The organism is Pseudodesulfovibrio mercurii (assembly GCF_000189295.2).
GTDB classification, from domain to species: domain Bacteria; phylum Desulfobacterota; class Desulfovibrionia; order Desulfovibrionales; family Desulfovibrionaceae; genus Pseudodesulfovibrio; species Pseudodesulfovibrio mercurii.
In genome coordinates, this window is the sequence record NC_016803.1 from 3,584,890 (window position 1) to 3,601,128 (window position 16,239).

The window sequence follows — 16,239 nt, forward strand, 5'->3', positions numbered from 1 at the left end:
GATATTATCCTTTTATGTTCAAGAAGTTGGCAAGGAGTTTGGGGCCTTCGGGGGTGAGGATGGATTCCGGGTGGAACTGCACGCCGTGCCAGGGGCGGTCCTTGTATTGCAGCCCCATGACCTCGCCCTGCTCGGTGCGGGCCGTGACCTCAATCTTGTCCGCGGCCTTTTCCGCCGGGACGATGAGGGAGTGGTAGCGGCAGACCGTGAACGGGGAGGGCAGCCCGGCGAACACGCCCCGGCCCTCGTGGAAGACCTCGGAGGTCTTGCCGTGCATGATCCGCCCGGCGCGCTCCACCGGGGCGCCCGCGAAGTGGCCCAGGGTCTGGTGGCCCAGGCAGACGCCGAGCACCGGGATCTCCTTGGGCAGCCGGGCCAGGAATTCCAGGCAGAAGCCCGCGTTCTGCGGGTTGCTCGGGCCGGGGGAGAGACAGACCCGTTCGAGTTCGCCGCTCACGGCCAGTTCCAGGACCTCTTCGCGGTCGTTGCGGATGACCACGGGGTCGGCCCCGAGCTGCTGGAACGCCTGCACCAGGTTGAAGGTGAAGGAGTCGAAATTATCGATCAGCAAAAACATCGGTGCCTCCCTTGCCGGTGATGACTTCGAGGATCACCCGGGCCTTATTGTTGCACTCGTTCCACTCGGATTCGGGGTCCGAGTCGTAGACGATGCCCGCGCCCGCCTGCCAGTAGCAGACGTTATCGCGGATCCACATGGAACGGATGGTGATGCCCGTGTCCAGGGAGACCTCGCCGTCGTCCAGTCCCATCCAACCGATGCAGCCGCCGTAGGGGCCGCGCTCCTCGGGCTCCAGGTCGGCGATGATCTCCATGGCCCGGATCTTGGGCGCGCCGGACAGGGTGCCCGCCGGGAAGGTGGCCTGGAGCACGTCCACGCCGTCCAGGTCCGCCTTGAGCTCGCCCTCCACGTAGGAGGTCAGGTGCATGACGTGGGAGAACCGCTCGACGTTCATGAACTTTTCCACGGTCACGGTGCCGGGCTTGGAGATGCGGCCCAGGTCGTTGCGGCCCAGGTCCACGAGCATGACGTGTTCGGCCCGTTCCTTGGGATCGGACAGGAGTTCCTCTTCCAGGCGGATGTCCTCCTTCTCGGTCTCGCCCCTCCAGCGGGTGCCGGCGATGGGCCGGACCTCAAGCTGTCCCCTGGCCGAGCGGACCATCATCTCGGGGGAGGAGCCGAGCAGGGTGGTGCCGCAGGTCCTGCCCATGGACGGGCAGTCCGGGAATTTCATGTAGAACATGAACGGGGACGGGTTGGCCTGGCGAAGGCGGCGGTAGATGCGGAAGGGCTCGTCGGGCAGGGGCACGGAGAACCGGGTGGACAGGACCACCTGGATGCACTCGCCCTCGGCGATCAGCTCCTTGCAGCGCCGGACCCCGGCCATGTACTCCTCCTTGCCGGGGTGGACCCTGGGGGTCCCGGCCTCGGGGGCGGTCAGGTCCGCGCCCCACTGGATGGGCGCGGGCATGGGCGTGGCGCCCTCGTCCAGGGAGAGGTAGCAGCAGGAGTGGCGCAGGTGGTCGAAGAGGACCAGTTGGCCGGGCAGGACCAGGCACGCCTCGGCGTCCTCGGGCCTGCACACGTCCTTGAGCTTGCGCTCGAACATCCCGGCCACGCCGTAGCCGAAATAGCCGTACAGGCCGCGCGTCAGGGCGGGCAGGCGGTCGCGTCCCATGGCGGCGGACCCGCCGGTGGTCTCCTGTTCGATGGAGAGATGTTTGATGACTTCCTTGATCCCGGCCAGATAGTCCATGCCCGCGAATGCCTTGAGGGGCGCGAGCCGGTCGTCCGGGGTCTCGACCACCAGCTTGCCGTCCACGGGGTGGAGCATGAGCCGGTAGTCGAAGGCGATGAGGGAGTAGCGGCCGAGCCGCCCGTCCACCTCGGCGGATTCGAGGAGGATGCCGGGCTGGTCGCCCACCAGTCCCATGTACAGGGAGATGGTGGTTTGCACGTCGGCAGGCAACCATTTGCCGTGCTGCGTGAGGGTTATTTTCTGCATTGTCTATCCTTCACAACCGTTGTCGGCGAGGCGGGAGCCCCGCGCGCAATGGTCGTCGTTGAAGCTGTTATCCTTAATGATATGGCCTGGGTATGACCTGCCATCCCTTGATCTTCTTGCGATTTTCCGATTTCTTTCACGTACCGTTCATCACTGTTCTCCTTGAAAAAACGAAGCCGCATCCCGGATCGGGGTGCGGCTTCGGTTACGGTTGTAATCGTGTGCCCGGCGAAACGCCGCACCCCATTAATAAGACTTTTCGTTACGCCACCACCACTGGGCCCGGTCGGCCAGCAGGTCGAGATCGCCGCCGGCGGCCAGGCTGAGATAGGACATGAACTTGCGGCTGACTTCCTGAAGGAAGGGATTGGCCTCGGAGATTATCTCGAACAGCTCCGTGTCCTGGGTGAGCATCTTGGCCGCCGCGTCGAGCCTGCGGCGGAAGGACGGGGTGACGAAATTCCCGATGCCCTCCACGTCGCGGGCCGCCGCCAGGAAGGCCACGGTGGAGGTGTAGTTCAGACCCTGGATGTAGGCCATGGCACGGTCGTGCGCCTCGGGGGTGGAGGCGAAGCATTCGTAGCCGCAGCGGGTGAACAGGTCGGCCACCCGGTCCGCCGCGTCGGCGTCCCGGTCGCGGCCGGGCATGACCGCCACGCGGGGCGTAAAGCCCTCGGGGATGACCGCGCCGAACAGGGGGTGGGTGCCGACCACCGGGCCCGAGTAGCGGGCGAGCATGGCCTTGACGGGCAGGACCTTGACCGAGCCCACGTCGCACAGGATGGTCGGTTCCTTGAGGTGGGGCGCCATGCGTTCGAGCACGGCGTTCATGGCCGTGACCGGCACGCTGAGCAGGAGCAGGTCGCACCCGGTCAGGGCCGCGCGCACGTCCTCGTCCGAGGAGCGCCGACCCAGGCCGGTGACGGAAAGGCCGAGCCCGGCGAAGTCCGCCGAGAAGCGTCCGCCCATCTGTCCGCCCGCACCCACGATGGTGATATGCTCGATTGCCGTTGCCATTGCCTTACCGCGTCGGGATCAGCCGACGATCTTTTTCCATTCCTCGAAGAAGCCCGGGAATGATTTGCCGACGCAGGCCGGATTGTCAAGGTTGACCTTGATTCCGGCCAGCTCGAACAGGGACATGGACATGGCCATGCGGTGGTCGTTGTAAGTGGTGAAGTTGACCTCGCTGTCGCGCGGTAGGGGAGCGGGCCGAATGATCAGCGAGTCCACGGTGGCCTCGGTTCCGCAGCCCACGCGGGCCAGCTCGTTCGCGCAGGCGGCCAGCCGGTCCGTCTCCTTGAGGCGCAGGTGGGCGACGTTGCCGATGGTCGTGGGCGTGGCGGCGAAGGCGGCCACGGCGGCCACGGTGGGCACCAGGTCCGGGCAGCGGCCCATGTTCACGTTGATGCCGCGCAGGGGGCCGGGCTCCACCAGGATGCCGTCGAAATTGACCTTGATGGACGCCCCCATCTGGCTGAGGATGTCCATGATCGCCCGGTCGCCCTGGAGGGAGTCGGCGGCCAGCCCCTTGAGGAGCACCGGCCGCGTGCCCACGGCCCCGGCGGCCAGGAAATAACTGGCGTTGGACCAGTCGCCCTCCACCTGGTAGCCGGTGTTCTCGTAGCCCATGGGCTGGACGATGAACCGGACCTTGCCCGGCTTGACGCCCTTGACCGAGCGCCAGGGCACCGCCTTCCACTCCCTGCCGTCGAGGATCTCCACGGCGAACCCGGCCTTGAAGTCCTCCATGATGCGCAGGGTCAGGGCCACGTAGGGCCAGGACACGGCCTTCTCGCCGATGACCGAGATGGTCGTCTCGTGGTCGGCCAGGGGCGCGCCCAGGAGCAGGCCGGACAGGTACTGGCTGCTCTCTTCCAGGGTGATCTCCACGCTTTTTTTCTTGTAGCCGTTCGCGGTCATGACGAAGGGCAGGTAGCCCTCCTGTCCCTCGAAGGCGAACTTCGCGCCAAGGGCGGCCAGGGCGGTGGTCAGCTCGGCCATGGGGCGCTCGTGCATGCGCGGCGCGCCGTGGACCCGGAAGGTGCCCTTGCCCGCGGCGGCCACGGCGGTCATCAGCCGGCAGGTGGTCCCGGACTCGTGCATGAACAGCTCGTGCGGAGTCTCGTCCTTGTGCTTGCCGTCCGCGTTGCCCCCCTTTGGCCCGTCCGACATGCCCGTGACCACGAGCACGCCGTCCTTTTCCACGATGGACGCGCCGCAGGCGGTCAGGCAGTCGCGGGTCCGGGTGATGTCGTCGGACTCGAGGACCGAGGAGATGTTGGACACCCCCCCGGCCAGGGCCGCCGCGATCAGGGTGCGGTGGGACAGTGACTTGCTGGCCGGTGCGTTGACGATGATCGGATTCTTGCTCATTGCAGTTCCTCCTGGGTGGGGTAGGTGCCCAGCACGCGCAGCGTAAGGCATTGGTGGCGGATGTCTTCCAGCACGTCCTCGTACCGGCCGCCGCCCAGGTCGCAGGCCAGGTCGGCGAAAAAGACGTATTTCCATTTCTCGCCCCGGAAGGGACGGGATTCGAGCTTGGTCACGTTGATGCCCTGGTGGGCCAGGGTGGTCAGCACCCGGGCCAGGGCACCCGGCCGGTTGGGCGTGGTGAACAGGATGGAGGTTTTGTCGCGCTTGTCCTCCTGGGACGGGGCCGCGCCGATGACGACGAAGCGGGTCCAGTTGTCCGGCAGGTCCTCGATGGATTCGGCCAGCACGTTCATGCCGTGCATGTCCGCGAGCTTGCGGTGGCCGATGACCGCGGCGGCCTTCTTGCCCGCGACCACCTCGGCGGCCTCGGCCGTGGACTCCATGGGGATGGTCGGCACGTCGCGCAGGTGGGCGTGCAGCCATTCGCGGCACTGGCCCAGCGGCTGCGGGTGGGAGTAGATGACCTCCACGTCGTCCACCTTGTCGGCGTGGGAGATGAGGCAGTGGCTGATGCGGCTGAAGACCTCGGCCTGGATGTAGACCTTGTACTTCATGAACAGGTCCACCACCTGGCCCACGGTGCCCTCGATGGAGTTCTCCAGCGGGATGACCCCCAGTTCGGCCCCTTCCTCGGCCACGGCCCGGAATATCTCCTCGAAGTTGGACTTGGGCGTCAGCGAGGCGGACGAGCCCATGTGCTCGATGGCCGCGAAATAGGAGAAGGTGCCCTCGGGGCCGAGGTAGACCACCCGCTCGGGCCGCTGCAGGTGGCGCGACGAGCTCATGATCTCGCGGTAGATGGTCCGCAGGTGCTTGTCCGGCAGGGGGCCGGGCGAGGAGTCGGCGATCTTGTCCATGACCTCCTGCTCGCGGAAGGGCTTGTAGATGGCCTCGCCCGTGGCGGCCTTGTAACGGCCCACGCTCAAGGACAGCTCGGCCCGTTTGTTGAGCAGGTCCACGATCTGCTTGTCCAGGACGTCTATGGAATCGCGCAGTTCCCCGAGATCGGGGATGTCGGTCTGGTCTTTGGTCTGGTCGGCCATGGTCTCTCCAGGTTTGCCTCCGGCTGCCGGGGCGCCGTTCACTCGTATTCCTACTGTCTTGCTTCATTGCCCGCATTTTCTCAACCCCCGCCGCGCGGAAGCGGCGGGAACGTCGAGGCGGGGGAAGGAGATGGGGGGCTAGCCCTCCTTGATCTCCTCCTTGATGCGCATGCCGAAGTGGCGTCCGGCCTGGTCGGTGCGCACCAGGATCTTGTCGCCGACCTTGAGGGTGACCACGGACACGGGGTCGCCCTTGTCCGAGACCACGCGGATGGTTTCGGCGTTCTGCAGGAAGACCTGGCCGGTCTTGACGCCGGAATCGGTCTTGACCTCGGCGGTGAGGAGCAGCATGGGCCGGACCTCGACCTTGACCCGGCCCACGGTGGCCAGGGAGGTGGACCCGTCCGCGCCGACGATGAGCACGTCCGTGCCAGCGGCCAGCTCTTCGAGATAGGTGGTCTTGTCGCCCGGCATCTGGGTGTAGGCGTGGACCGCGCCCGCGTTGACCCGGAAGGGGCGGGCGGCCACGTAGGGGTTGGACTCGGTCTCGGCGTGGACCAGGAAGGAAAAGGCGCTGGAGTTGCCGACGAGCATGCCCTGGCCGCGTTTGAGCATGGAGATGGTGTCCACGCAGACGCGGTGGCCCAGTCCGGTGGGTTCGATGGCCGTGACGGTGGCGGTCTGAAGTTCCATGGTTCCCTGGGAGAGTTTGAGTTCGGCGACGATCCGCTTCAGGTCGGCGGCCCCTTCGGGCAGGACCACGATGGTGTCGCAGCCGCGTTCGAGGATGCCCGCGGCCAGGACCGCGCGGTCCAGGGATTCGCATTCCAGGGCCAGGCGGTCCACCTGGGCCAGGATGTTCTCCACCGGGATGATCTCCCAGCCTTTCTTAAGGACCACGTCCTTGCCCGCCTGGATCGCCTTGACGGCCACGTCCTCGTCGGCCTTCTTGGTCAGCTCGACCACGGGCATGTCCTCGGGGGTGATGACGGTCACGCGGCCCAGGGCCCTGACGTCCGCGGCCCGGTCCTTTTCGACCATGACGGCGTCCACGCCGGATTCCAGGGCCAGGGTGATCAGGTTCTTGTCGAAGGGTACGGATTTGAAGATGACTTTTTTCATGACGGCTTCGCTAGGCGTTGAGGTGTTTGAGGGCGGCCTCGACGGATTCGTCGCCGTGGACGATCATGTTCAGGGCCTCCACCAGGCGGGTGGGATTCTCGTGCTGGAAGACGTTGCGGCCCACGGACAATCCCGCGCCGCCCGCCTCCAGGGAGTCATGGACCATCTGAAGGAATGCCTCGGTGCTGTCAAGCTTGGGGCCGCCCGCGATGACCACGGGGATGCAGCAGGCGTCGCACACGCGGGCGAAGGTCTCCTTGTCGCCGGTGTAGTTGACCTTGACCACGTCCGCGCCGAGCTCGGTGCCGACCCGGGCGCAGTGGGCCACGACGGCGGGATCGTATTCGTTCTTCACCTTGGGGCCGCGGGCGTAGACCATGGCCAGGAGCGGGATGCCCCAGTTGGCGGCCTCGGAGGACATCCGGCCGAAATCGCCGAGCATGGCGGCCTCGGTCTCGTCGCCGAGGTTGCAGTGGATGGACACGGCGTCCGCGCCCAGGCGGATGGCGTCCTCCACCGAGGCGACCAGGGATTTGGCGTTGGGGAAGGGGGACAGGGAGGTGGAGGCGGACAGGTGGACGATGAGCCCGATGTCCTTGCCCTGGGCGCGGTGGCCGCAGCGGACCAGCCCCTTGTGTTCGATGACGGCGTTGGCCCCGCCGTCCACGACCCGGCCCACGGCCTCGCGCATGTCGACAAGCCCGTCGATGGGGCCCACGGTCACGCCGTGGTCCATGGGGACGATGATGGTCCGGCCGGTGTTGCGGTTGAAGATGCGCTCCAGCCGGATGGCTTTACCGATGTGCATGGTTCTCTCTCCTTTTGCGGTTGTTGCCCTCAAGGAGCGGCGGGTCCGGCGGCCGATGAAAAAAACAAGGGCCGCCGGCTTTCGCCCGCGGCCCTTGAAGAAGTTCTTTTTCGCTTGTGTGATCCACCAACAGGTTACACAGCACCTCTTCCAAGCCCGCGGGCATGGCTAAACCAATACCAAAAATAAAAGTTGGAAAAGTATGCGTTGGAAACGGTGGTGGAGTTCATGGCCAATAGAGCTACACGGTTGCGGCCGTGGTGTCAACAAAAACTTTTTTCACGATTTCAAGGAGATAGCGTGAATCGCATGATTAATTTGCGACCGGCGGTCATTTTTAGGGTGTTTTGACAATTTTTTACATATTGACAATTTTGGGGTAATTTTCACCCTGCAAAAATGTACTTTATCACAAAAATGAAAAAATGTGACCATCTGAAACCGCCTGCGAGCGGCGATTTTACGTGAATAGCAATGAAAACCGTGATTGGCACGACTCTTGATAGAGGGAGGGCAGGTTAGAAACGCATTCCATTCAAAGAGGAGTATTGCAATGTTTTCGAGAAAGTCCCCGACCCATGTTTCCAAGAGGCTCGCCATAGGCGTGGCCGCTTTGGCAGCAGTCCTGGCCCCCACCTTCGCCCACGCCCAGGAAGTGGAGGTCCTCACCCAGTCCAACGCCAACATTCTGTGGACGTTGATCGCCGCCGCCCTGGTCATGCTCATGCAGGCCGGCTTCGCCTGCGTCGAGTGCGGCTTCACCCGCGCCAAAAACGCCGGCAACATCATGATGAAGAACTTCCTGGACTACGCCGCCGGTTCCATCATCTTCTTCCTGTTCGGCTACGCCATCATGTTCGGCGCCGACGCCGGCGGCTTCATCGGCACCTCCGGCTACGCCCTGGCCGGCATCACCGAGGCCGACCTGCCCTGGACCTACACCTTCTGGTTCTTCCAGTCCGTGTTCGCCGCCACCGCCGCCACCATCGTCTCCGGCGGCATGGCCGAGCGCACCAAGTTCGGCACCTACGTCATCATTTCCATGGTCATCTCCGGCGTGATCTACCCCATCTCCGGCCACTGGGTCTGGGGCGGCGGCTGGCTGGCCAACCTCGGCTTCTGCGACTTCGCCGGTTCCTCCGTGGTCCACTCCGTGGGCGGCTGGATCGCCCTGGCCGGCGCCCTGGTGCTCGGCCCGCGCATCGGCAAGTACTCCGAGGACGGCAAGGCGCGCGCCATTCCGGGCCACAACATCCCGCTGGCCGGTCTGGGCGTCTTCCTCCTGTGGTTCGGCTGGTTCGGATTCAACCCCGGCTCCACCGTCGAGGCCAATGACGCCATCGGCCTGATCGCCATGAACACCACCCTGGCCGCCTGCGGCGGTACGCTCGCCGCCATGGTCTTCGCCTGGTTCCGCTTCGGCAAGCCCGACATCTCCATGTCCATGAACGGCGCCCTGGCCGGCCTGGTCGGCATCACCGCCCCCTGCGCCACCGTCACCCCCGGCGCGTCCATCGTCATCGGCCTGATCGCCGGTGTCCTGGTGGTCCTGTCCATCGAGTTCATCGACAAGGTCCTCAAGATCGACGATCCGGTCGGCGCCTCCTCGGTCCACGGCGTTTGCGGCGCCTGGGGCACCATCGCCGCCGGTCTGTTCAACGTTGACGGCGGCCTGTTCTACGGCGGCGGCGTCCACCTCCTGGGTGTGCAGCTGCTCGGCGTCGGCGCCATCTTCATCTGGGCCTTCGGCTGCGGCTTCATCCTGATGAACGTCCTCAAGGGTGTCGTCGGCCTCCGCGCCTCCAAGGAAGAGGAGCTCAAGGGTCTGGACATCGGCGAGCACGGCTCCGAGGCCTACAACGGCTTCCAGCTCTTCAGCAACGAGTAGTCGACGCGTCGAAGTAACCAGAGATCATTCTTAAGGAGAATATACAATGAAGCTCATCATAGCATACATCAGGCCCGAAAAGCTGAACGACGTGAAGCAGGCACTTTACGCCAAGGAGATCTACTCCCTGTCCGTGACCAACATCCTGGGCTCGGGCCGCCAGAAGGGATTCACCGAAACCTACCGCGGCGTGCAGATGGAAGTGAACCTGCTCAAGAAGGTCCGCCTCGAGATCGGCGTCAACGACGACTTCGAACAGAAGGCCATCGACGCCATCCTGTCCTCCGGCCAGACCGGAAGCGAAGGCGACGGCGTGATCTTCGTCACCGAACTGACCAAGGCCCTGCGCATCAGGACCGGTGAGGACGGCATCCTCTAGGATGGATTGCGACTGCATAGGAGCGCCGGGGCGGCGGGATCGCCGCCCCGGCCCCATGCGACGGATTCGGGCACTGGGTGGATAAACGTAACGGCCGACTGGCAAGGTATTTCAGTGTTGACCGCAGTGCCCGACATACAGAAGATCATTGAAAACCGTTCGTTGATCACGCACTTCCAGCCCCAGGTATCGCTCAAGCGGAAAGCGGTCGTCGGACTGGAGGCGCTGAGCAGGGGGTTCGACCCCCAAAGCGGAGAAATCATACCTCCAACCCTGCTGTTCGAGCAGGCCCGGGACAGGGCATCCCGGCTCGCACTGGACCGGGCCTGCCGAACAAATGCAGCGGAATCCTTCGCCGCCCTGCACAGAAAAGACAAGAGCCTGATGCTCTCCATGAACATCGACGCCTCTTGCATCAACGAGGAAACGCGCGGCTCCTGCCACGTCCTCAACCTGGTCACCCGCTGCGGCATCAGCCCGAGCAACGTGATCATCGAGATCATAGAATCCCGGTGCGAGGACATGGACGCCCTCATGGCCTTCGTCCAGTTCTATCGCGAGAACGACTTCCTCATCGCCCTGGACGACGTGGGCGCGGGCTTCTCCAACCTCGACCGCATCCCCCTGCTCAAGCCCGACGTCATCAAGCTGGACCGCACGCTCATCAACGGCGTGGACCGCCACTTCCACAAGCTCGAGGTGGTCCGCAGCTTCGTCCAGATGTCCAACCGGCTGGGCTGCCTGGTCCTGGCCGAGGGCGTGGAGACCGCCGAGGAGGCCATGTGCCTGCTCAGCAACGGGGTGGACGTGTTCCAGGGGTTCTATTTCGCCCGGCCCGCGCCCGGACTCGACGCCGTGCCCGGCATGGCGGGCAAGGTGGACGCCCTGGCCGAACGCCACCGGGCCAACCGCACCCAGCAGATCGCCGACGACAAGCGGCTCTATTCCAGCTACGACCTGACCGTGTTGACCATGTGCCAGGAGCTGGCCGAGACCCTGGCCAAGGACATGGGCCAGGTCCTTTCCAATTTCGTCGATACCTACGACGGCGTGGAGTGCCTCTACGTCCTGGACATGCGCGGCAACCAGATCACCGACACGGTCTGCGACCCGACGCGCCTCAAGACCTGCAAGCGGTTCCTGTACGAACCCGCCAGCGTGGGCGCGGACCACTCCCTCAAGGAATATTTCCTGCCCATCCAGGCCGGGCTCGAGAAGTTCACCACCCGGCCGTACATTTCGCTCGCCTCGGGCAACCTGTGCATCACCATTTCCCACGTCTTTTACCATAAGAGCAGCGGCCGTCATCGCATTCTGTGCGTGGACATGATCCGGGCCGAAGAGGGAGGCCCCCGATAGGGTTGGCCGCACGCTCAAAAGGGAACCGCCCGGTTCGGCATATGCCGGACCGGGCGGTTTGTTTTCGGAACGGGGCGCGGAACTAGATCTTGCAGGCGGTGCGCAGATCGTTCACGGCGTCGGTCTGCTCCCAGGTGAACTCGGGCAGCTCGCGGCCGAAGTGGCCGTAGTTGGTGGTCTTCTGGAAGATGGGCCGACGCAGCTTGAGGCGCTCCTGGATGAAGTAGGGGCGCATGTCGAAGACCTCGGTCACGGCCTTGGTCAGGGTCTCGTCGTTGACCTGGCCGGTGCCGCGCGAGCTGACGACCACGGACACGGGCTGGGCCACGCCGATGGCGTAGGCGATCTGGACCTCGCAGATGTCGGCCAGACCGGAGGCGACCACGTTCTTGGCCACGTAGCGGGCCATGTACGCCCCGGAGCGGTCCACCTTGGACGGGTCCTTGCCGGAGAAGGCGCCGCCGCCGTGGGCGCCCGCGCCGCCGTAGGTGTCGTTGATGATCTTGCGGCCGGTCAGGCCGCAGTCGCCCACCGGGCCGCCGATGACGAACCGGCCCGTGGGGTTGATGTAGGTCTTGAGGTGGTCGTCGAGCAGCTCCTCCGGGAGGGTCTTCATGATGACTTCCTGGAGGATGGCCTCCTTCAGGTCGGAGTAGGCGATGTTGGCGTCATGCTGGGAGGAGACGACCACGTTGTCGATGCGCACGGGCTTGCCGCTGTCGAACTGGACGCAGACCTGGGTCTTGCCGTCCGGGCGCAGGAAGTCGAGGATGCCCTCCTTGCGCACGTAGGTCAGGCGGCGGGAGAGCTTGTGGGCGTAGTAGATGGGGGTGGGCATGAGCGTCGGGGTCTCGTTGGTGGCGTAGCCGAACATCATGCCCTGGTCGCCAGCGCCCTGGTCCTCGGGCTTGACCCGGTCAACGCCCTGGGCGATGTCCGGGGACTGCTTGTCGATGGACGAGATGACCGCACAGGTCTGCCAGTCGAAGCCCATGGTGTCGGAACTGTTGTAGCCGATGTCCTTGATGGTGGCGCGGACGATCTCCGGGAAATCCGCGAAGGCGGTGGTGGAGATCTCGCCGGCGATGAAGGCCAGGCCGGTGGTCACCAGCGTCTCGCAGGCCACGCGGGCGTTCGGATCCTGGCCGATGATGGCGTCCAGGATGGCGTCGGAAATCTGGTCGGCGACCTTGTCCGGGTGGCCTTCGGTCACGGATTCGGAAGTGAACAGGTATTTGCCTTCAATCTGCATCGGACCCTCCTTGGGGGTTGTGCTGCTTGCTGACGTCTAGAAATCCGGGTTGATGAGTTCGCACTCAAGGATTTCGTCGACGGTATTGTTCTTGCCGGCGATGACCACCCGGGGCTTGCGGGTCTTGGCCTCGTTTTCGTCCAGCCACATGTATGCGGCGATGATCACTCGCTGCCCGACCCCGCCCTTGTGGGCGGCCGCGCCGTTCAGGCAGATCTCGCCCGGTGCGCCGGGGATGGCGTAGGTGGTCAGCCGCTCCCCGTTGTCCAAATTGTACACGTCCACCTGCTCGTAGGGCAGCAGTCCCACCGTCTTCATCAGCTTGGTGTCGATGGAGATGCTGCCCCGGTATTCCAGGTTCGCACAGGTGATGGTCGCGCCGTGGATCTTGGCGCTCAAAAAACATCTCTGAGCCACGAGTATTAACCCTCTATCAATATATTGTCTATGAGCCGGGCCTTGCCCATGCGCACGGCCACCGCGGCCAGGGCGGAGCGGGCAACGGTCTTGACCGGCGAAATCTCGTCAGGGTCCACGATCTCGATGTAGTCCACCTGGCCCATGGGCAGGGTCACGGCGAACTCGTCGGCCAGAAACCGCTTCAGGACCTCGCAGTCGCGCTCACCGTTGCGGGCCTTTTCGGCCAGCTTGAGCAGCCCCTTGCGGATGTTCGGGGCCGCGGCCCGCTCGGCCTCGGTCATGTAGGCGTTGCGGGAGCTCAGGGCCAGGCCGTCCGCCTCGCGGACGATGGGGTGGCCGATGAGTTTGACCGGCATGTTCAGGTCGCGGACCATGCGGCGCAGGACGGCGAGTTGCTGCCAGTCCTTTTCGCCGAACACGGCCACCTCGGCCTGGGTCAGCATGAACAATTTGGTGACCACCGTGCACACGCCCCGGAAGTGGATGGGCCGGGTGGCACCGCACAGGTTCGCGCCCAGTCGGGGGACCTCCACCCAGGTGGCGTGGTTGTCCGCGTACATGACGCCGGGTTCGGGCGCGAAGAGCAGATCCACGCCGTGCGCCTCGGCCTTGGCGCGGTCGCTGTCGAAGTCGCGCGGGTAGGTGGACAGGTCCTCGTTCTCGCCGAACTGGGTCGGGTTGACGAAGACCGAGACCACCAGCCGCTCGCACTCGGGCCGGGCCCGGTCGATGAGCGAGGTGTGGCCGTGGTGCAGATAGCCCATGGTCGGCACAAGGCCGATGGTGTGCCCCTGCCTGCGCCAGGTCAGGCACTGGCGCTGCAATTCTGTCGGATCGGTGATGATGTTCATGGTTCGCCTCGGAGCTTGGTGAACACCTGACAGATTTACCGGGGGGAGTCAAACAAAATGTTTATATCTGGATGTATTGATATAGTCGTCGGCGTCCCGCCCGGAAGGGGCCGGATTCGGTGGAAAAAATAGCTTCCGCGACGCCCCTTCGGCCAAAGTTTTGTTTGAGAAAAAACGGTCCCCGTTGTACCGTCGGCCATTATGAGGACAAACAAGGACATCTTCGCGGACCGGACCGTGTCGCTCACTCCCCAGGAGCTGATCGACTTCGAACACACCATCAAGGACTGCATGGCGGAGTTCGTGCCCTTCACCTCCTACAGCCTGTTCTTCCCCAGGGAGAAGGCGGCCGTCGTCCCCGAGCCGGAGTTCCGGGCCGAGGACAACGAGCTGATCCTGCCCATGGTCTTCAAGGGCGAGATGCTGTGCTTCTTCATCGCCAAGGGCGTGCGCCTCAAGGCCCCGGCCACGGCTCCGAAGTACCTCATGGCCCTGGCCACCTCCGTGCTCGAAAAGCTGGCCCTGTACAAGAAGGCGGTCACCGATCCCCTGACCGGCCTGTACTCGCGCAACTTCTTCTTCGAGGAGCTGGAGCAGGCCATCGAGCAGGTCCAGGACTGCCTGGCCACGGGGTCCTGCCGGGCGGGCATGGAGGCCCGCGAGCCCGAGATCACCTTCTCCGGGACCTTCGGGGTCATCTTCCTCGACCTGGACACCTTCCAGCCCATCAACGAGCGGTACGGCTACCTCAAGGGCGACGACATCCTGAGCGAAGTGGGGCGGCTGCTCCACATGGTCTGCCCCAAGTACACCACCGTGGCGCGCTTCGCCAACGACAAGTTCGCCATCCTGGTGCCCGACGCCAAGCCGCACGCCTGTTTCCAGCTGTCCGAGGTCATCCGCTCGGGCCTGAGCAAGCTGTCCTTCACCGACGACATCACCAACGACACCATCACGATCACCGGCAGCCTGGGCTACGTCTGCTATCCCCAGGGGCTGGAGGGCGCGCAGTTCCGGCGCACCCCGTCCGAGCAGGCGCGCATGATCGTGCGCAAGGCGCGCAAGGGCGTGGCCGTGGCCAAGGACCAGGGCCGCAACCGGGTCTTCGGCTACGCCGACATCCTGTCCAAGGGCGGCCGGGTCCTCGAGACCCTGCCCATGAACCGCATGGTCGTGTCCCTGGGCGAGGCCTCCGGGGCCAAGGTGGGCCAGCGTTTCCTGGTCCGCTCGCCCAAGTCCGGCGGCATCGCCTCCGCCTCCCTGACCGAGGACGAGCGGCTGTCCGGCCGCTACCCGGCCCTGTACAAGGGCGAGGTGGTCCTGGTCGAGGTCCAGGACGACATCGCCTTCGCCGAGGCCCTGCACCTGGGCGACGCTGCCTGGGCCGTGGAGCCCGGCGACCGCCTCAACCTCATCGAGGGTGACGAAAGCCTGTTCTCGCCCGAACAGGAAATAAAGGACGACTCCATGCCGAGCCATGACGGCGCGACCCAGCTTTTGCGATACGGCGAATTCGTCTCCTGGTTCGCCAAGGCCCGGCTCAAGCCCGAGTCCTTCGGCCTGTCCCTGATTCGTATCCTGGACCAGCCGGAGGAGAGCGACCGCTACCAGGACGGCATGGACCACATGGCTCGCGACGTGGCCCGCCTGGCGCGCGGCGTGTTCGGCGACGCGGCCACCGGCGGCCGATTCGGCCTCAACGGCATGATCTTTTTCACCAAGGGCGCGGACCGGCAGACCCTCATGGACCGCTCCCTGGAGCTGGTCGCCATGGCCGCCGAAAACCTCGGCCTCAAGCTGTCCGTGGGGTCGGCCCGCTACCCGTTCCTCAATTTCGACCGGGCCGACATGCTCGACAACTGCCGCAAGGCCCTGGAACACGCCCTGCTTCTGCCCGAGCCGCGCGTGGCCGTGTTCGACTCCATTTCCCTCAACCTTTCGGCCGACCGCCGCTTCATGGACGGCGACATCTACGGGGCCATCGAGGAGTTCAAGCTGGCTCTGCTCGACGACGAGAACAACCTCCTGGCCCGCAACTCGCTCGGCATCTGCTACGCCCAGCTGGGCCGCTTCCAGGAGGCCCGCCACGAGTTCCAGCACGTGGTCGAACTCGACAAGAAGGACGTCCTGGCCCTGTACAACCTGGGCTGGGCCAACCACCGCCTGGGCGACCTCAAGTCCGCCGAAAAGGCCTACCGCCAGTGCCTCAAGGCCGAGCCCGGCCACGTCTATTCGCTCATGCGCCTGGGCTCCATCGAGGAAAAGGCCAACCACCTCAAGAAGGCCGCTAACCTCTACAAAAAGGCCGCCGAACAACCCGGCGGCGAACGGCTGGTCTTCCGCCCACTGGCCCGCGTGGCCTACAAACAGGGCGACATCGAGGCCACCCGCGAATACCTGCACCTGGCGCTCAACGCCGACCACAACGACCACCAGGCCATGCACATGCTCGCCAAACTCTATCTCGACCAGGGCGAAGACCCGCAGATCGCCGAGGTCCTGGCCCGCCAGTCCTCGGCCCTGGCCCCCGGCGTGGACGGCTACTGGGATACCCTGGTCGAAGCCCTCGAAGCCCAGGGCAAAGGCGAAGAAGCTGCCATCGTCGCCGCGAGAGCGGCGGGGTAGGGCCTCCGGCGGCCGGGGGAAGGGGAGAAGGG

Annotated in this window: 14 protein-coding genes; 4 read left to right on the forward strand and 10 right to left on the reverse strand. The window is 65.0% G+C overall.

The features are described from left to right. Nucleotides 1–4: 4 nt before the first annotated feature. The 7 genes from DND132_RS16100 to DND132_RS16130 all read right to left on the reverse strand — a co-directional run bounded on the left by DND132_RS16100 (nt 5) and on the right by DND132_RS16130 (nt 7,433). On the reverse strand, nt 5–577 hold the full coding sequence (locus DND132_RS16100) for an anthranilate synthase component II (protein WP_014323824.1): 573 nt from the start codon (nt 575–577) through the stop codon (nt 5–7). Then, entirely contained in the window at nt 558–2,024 is a 1,467-nt protein-coding gene (locus DND132_RS16105; protein WP_014323825.1) for an anthranilate synthase component I family protein, read from the reverse strand. Before DND132_RS16105 ends, DND132_RS16100 begins: the two co-directional genes overlap by 20 nt. 246 nt (nt 2,025–2,270) lie before the next feature. Then, entirely contained in the window at nt 2,271–3,041 is a 771-nt protein-coding gene (locus tag DND132_RS16110; protein ID WP_014323826.1) for a prephenate dehydrogenase, read from the reverse strand. 18 nt (nt 3,042–3,059) lie between these two features. Further along, the gene (aroA, locus tag DND132_RS16115) at nt 3,060–4,400 is read right to left on the reverse strand and encodes a 3-phosphoshikimate 1-carboxyvinyltransferase (RefSeq protein WP_014323827.1); all 1,341 of its coding nucleotides are present in this window, start codon (nt 4,398–4,400) and stop codon (nt 3,060–3,062) included. Next, nucleotides 4,397–5,503 carry a prephenate dehydratase gene (pheA, locus tag DND132_RS16120; protein ID WP_014323828.1) on the reverse strand — a complete coding sequence of 369 codons (1,107 nt, stop codon included), beginning with the start codon at nt 5,501–5,503 and terminating at the stop codon, nt 4,397–4,399. The genes aroA and pheA overlap by 4 nt, the downstream gene beginning before the upstream one ends. Nucleotides 5,504–5,641: 138 nt before the next feature. Further along, nucleotides 5,642–6,625, reverse strand: coding sequence for a 3-dehydroquinate synthase II family protein (locus tag DND132_RS16125; protein ID WP_014323829.1), 984 nt, complete (start codon nt 6,623–6,625; stop codon nt 5,642–5,644). A gap of 10 nt (nt 6,626–6,635) precedes the next feature. Beyond that, on the reverse strand, nt 6,636–7,433 hold the full coding sequence (locus tag DND132_RS16130) for a 2-amino-3,7-dideoxy-D-threo-hept-6-ulosonate synthase (protein ID WP_014323830.1): 798 nt from the start codon (nt 7,431–7,433) through the stop codon (nt 6,636–6,638). 553 nt (nt 7,434–7,986) lie between these two features. On the opposite strand from DND132_RS16130, the gene DND132_RS16135 reads away from it, so the two are divergent. From DND132_RS16135 to DND132_RS16145, 3 genes are all read left to right on the forward strand, one after another. Next, nucleotides 7,987–9,321: an ammonium transporter gene (locus tag DND132_RS16135; protein ID WP_014323831.1), complete on the forward strand. Its 1,335-nt coding sequence runs from the start codon at nt 7,987–7,989 to the stop codon at nt 9,319–9,321. Nucleotides 9,322–9,367: 46 nt separating this feature from the next. Next, the gene (locus DND132_RS16140) at nt 9,368–9,700 is read left to right on the forward strand and encodes a P-II family nitrogen regulator (protein ID WP_014323832.1); all 333 of its coding nucleotides are present in this window, start codon (nt 9,368–9,370) and stop codon (nt 9,698–9,700) included. A gap of 126 nt (nt 9,701–9,826) precedes the next feature. After that, nucleotides 9,827–11,059 carry an EAL domain-containing protein gene (locus DND132_RS16145; protein WP_238528183.1) on the forward strand — a complete coding sequence of 411 codons (1,233 nt, stop codon included), beginning with the start codon at nt 9,827–9,829 and terminating at the stop codon, nt 11,057–11,059. An 82-nt stretch (nt 11,060–11,141) separates the two neighbouring features. Here DND132_RS16145 and metK read toward each other — a convergent pair whose 3' ends face one another. The 3 genes from metK to panC are packed head-to-tail and all read right to left on the reverse strand — an operon-like array spanning nt 11,142 to nt 13,582. Then, on the reverse strand, nt 11,142–12,311 hold the full coding sequence (gene metK / locus DND132_RS16150) for a methionine adenosyltransferase (RefSeq protein WP_014323834.1): 1,170 nt from the start codon (nt 12,309–12,311) through the stop codon (nt 11,142–11,144). 36 nt (nt 12,312–12,347) lie between these two features. After that, nucleotides 12,348–12,728, reverse strand: coding sequence for an aspartate 1-decarboxylase (panD, locus tag DND132_RS16155; RefSeq protein WP_014323835.1), 381 nt, complete (start codon nt 12,726–12,728; stop codon nt 12,348–12,350). Nucleotides 12,729–12,733: 5 nt separating this feature from the next. Then, complete coding sequence (panC, locus tag DND132_RS16160; protein ID WP_014323836.1) at nt 12,734–13,582, reverse strand: pantoate--beta-alanine ligase; 849 nt, start codon at nt 13,580–13,582, stop codon at nt 12,734–12,736. Between the two features lie 201 nt (nt 13,583–13,783). Here panC and DND132_RS16165 point away from each other — a divergent pair, with 201 nt between their 5' ends. Beyond that, nucleotides 13,784–16,207, forward strand: coding sequence for a tetratricopeptide repeat-containing diguanylate cyclase (locus DND132_RS16165; protein ID WP_014323837.1), 2,424 nt, complete (start codon nt 13,784–13,786; stop codon nt 16,205–16,207). The last annotated feature ends 32 nt before the right edge of the window (nt 16,208–16,239 follow it).

Coding starts and splice junctions, on each gene's coding strand:
- DND132_RS16100 (WP_014323824.1), bottom strand. CDS start 577: ATGTTTTTGCTGATCGATAATTTCGACTCCTTCACCTTCAACCTGGTG.
- DND132_RS16105 (WP_014323825.1), bottom strand. CDS start 2,024: ATGCAGAAAATAACCCTCACGCAGCACGGCAAATGGTTGCCTGCCGAC.
- DND132_RS16110 (WP_014323826.1), bottom strand. CDS start 3,041: ATGGCAACGGCAATCGAGCATATCACCATCGTGGGTGCGGGCGGACAG.
- aroA (WP_014323827.1), bottom strand. CDS start 4,400: ATGAGCAAGAATCCGATCATCGTCAACGCACCGGCCAGCAAGTCACTG.
- pheA (WP_014323828.1), bottom strand. CDS start 5,503: ATGGCCGACCAGACCAAAGACCAGACCGACATCCCCGATCTCGGGGAA.
- DND132_RS16125 (WP_014323829.1), bottom strand. CDS start 6,625: ATGAAAAAAGTCATCTTCAAATCCGTACCCTTCGACAAGAACCTGATC.
- DND132_RS16130 (WP_014323830.1), bottom strand. CDS start 7,433: ATGCACATCGGTAAAGCCATCCGGCTGGAGCGCATCTTCAACCGCAAC.
- DND132_RS16135 (WP_014323831.1), top strand. CDS start 7,987: ATGTTTTCGAGAAAGTCCCCGACCCATGTTTCCAAGAGGCTCGCCATA.
- DND132_RS16140 (WP_014323832.1), top strand. CDS start 9,368: ATGAAGCTCATCATAGCATACATCAGGCCCGAAAAGCTGAACGACGTG.
- metK (WP_014323834.1), bottom strand. CDS start 12,311: ATGCAGATTGAAGGCAAATACCTGTTCACTTCCGAATCCGTGACCGAA.
- panC (WP_014323836.1), bottom strand. CDS start 13,582: ATGAACATCATCACCGATCCGACAGAATTGCAGCGCCAGTGCCTGACC.
- DND132_RS16165 (WP_014323837.1), top strand. CDS start 13,784: ATGAGGACAAACAAGGACATCTTCGCGGACCGGACCGTGTCGCTCACT.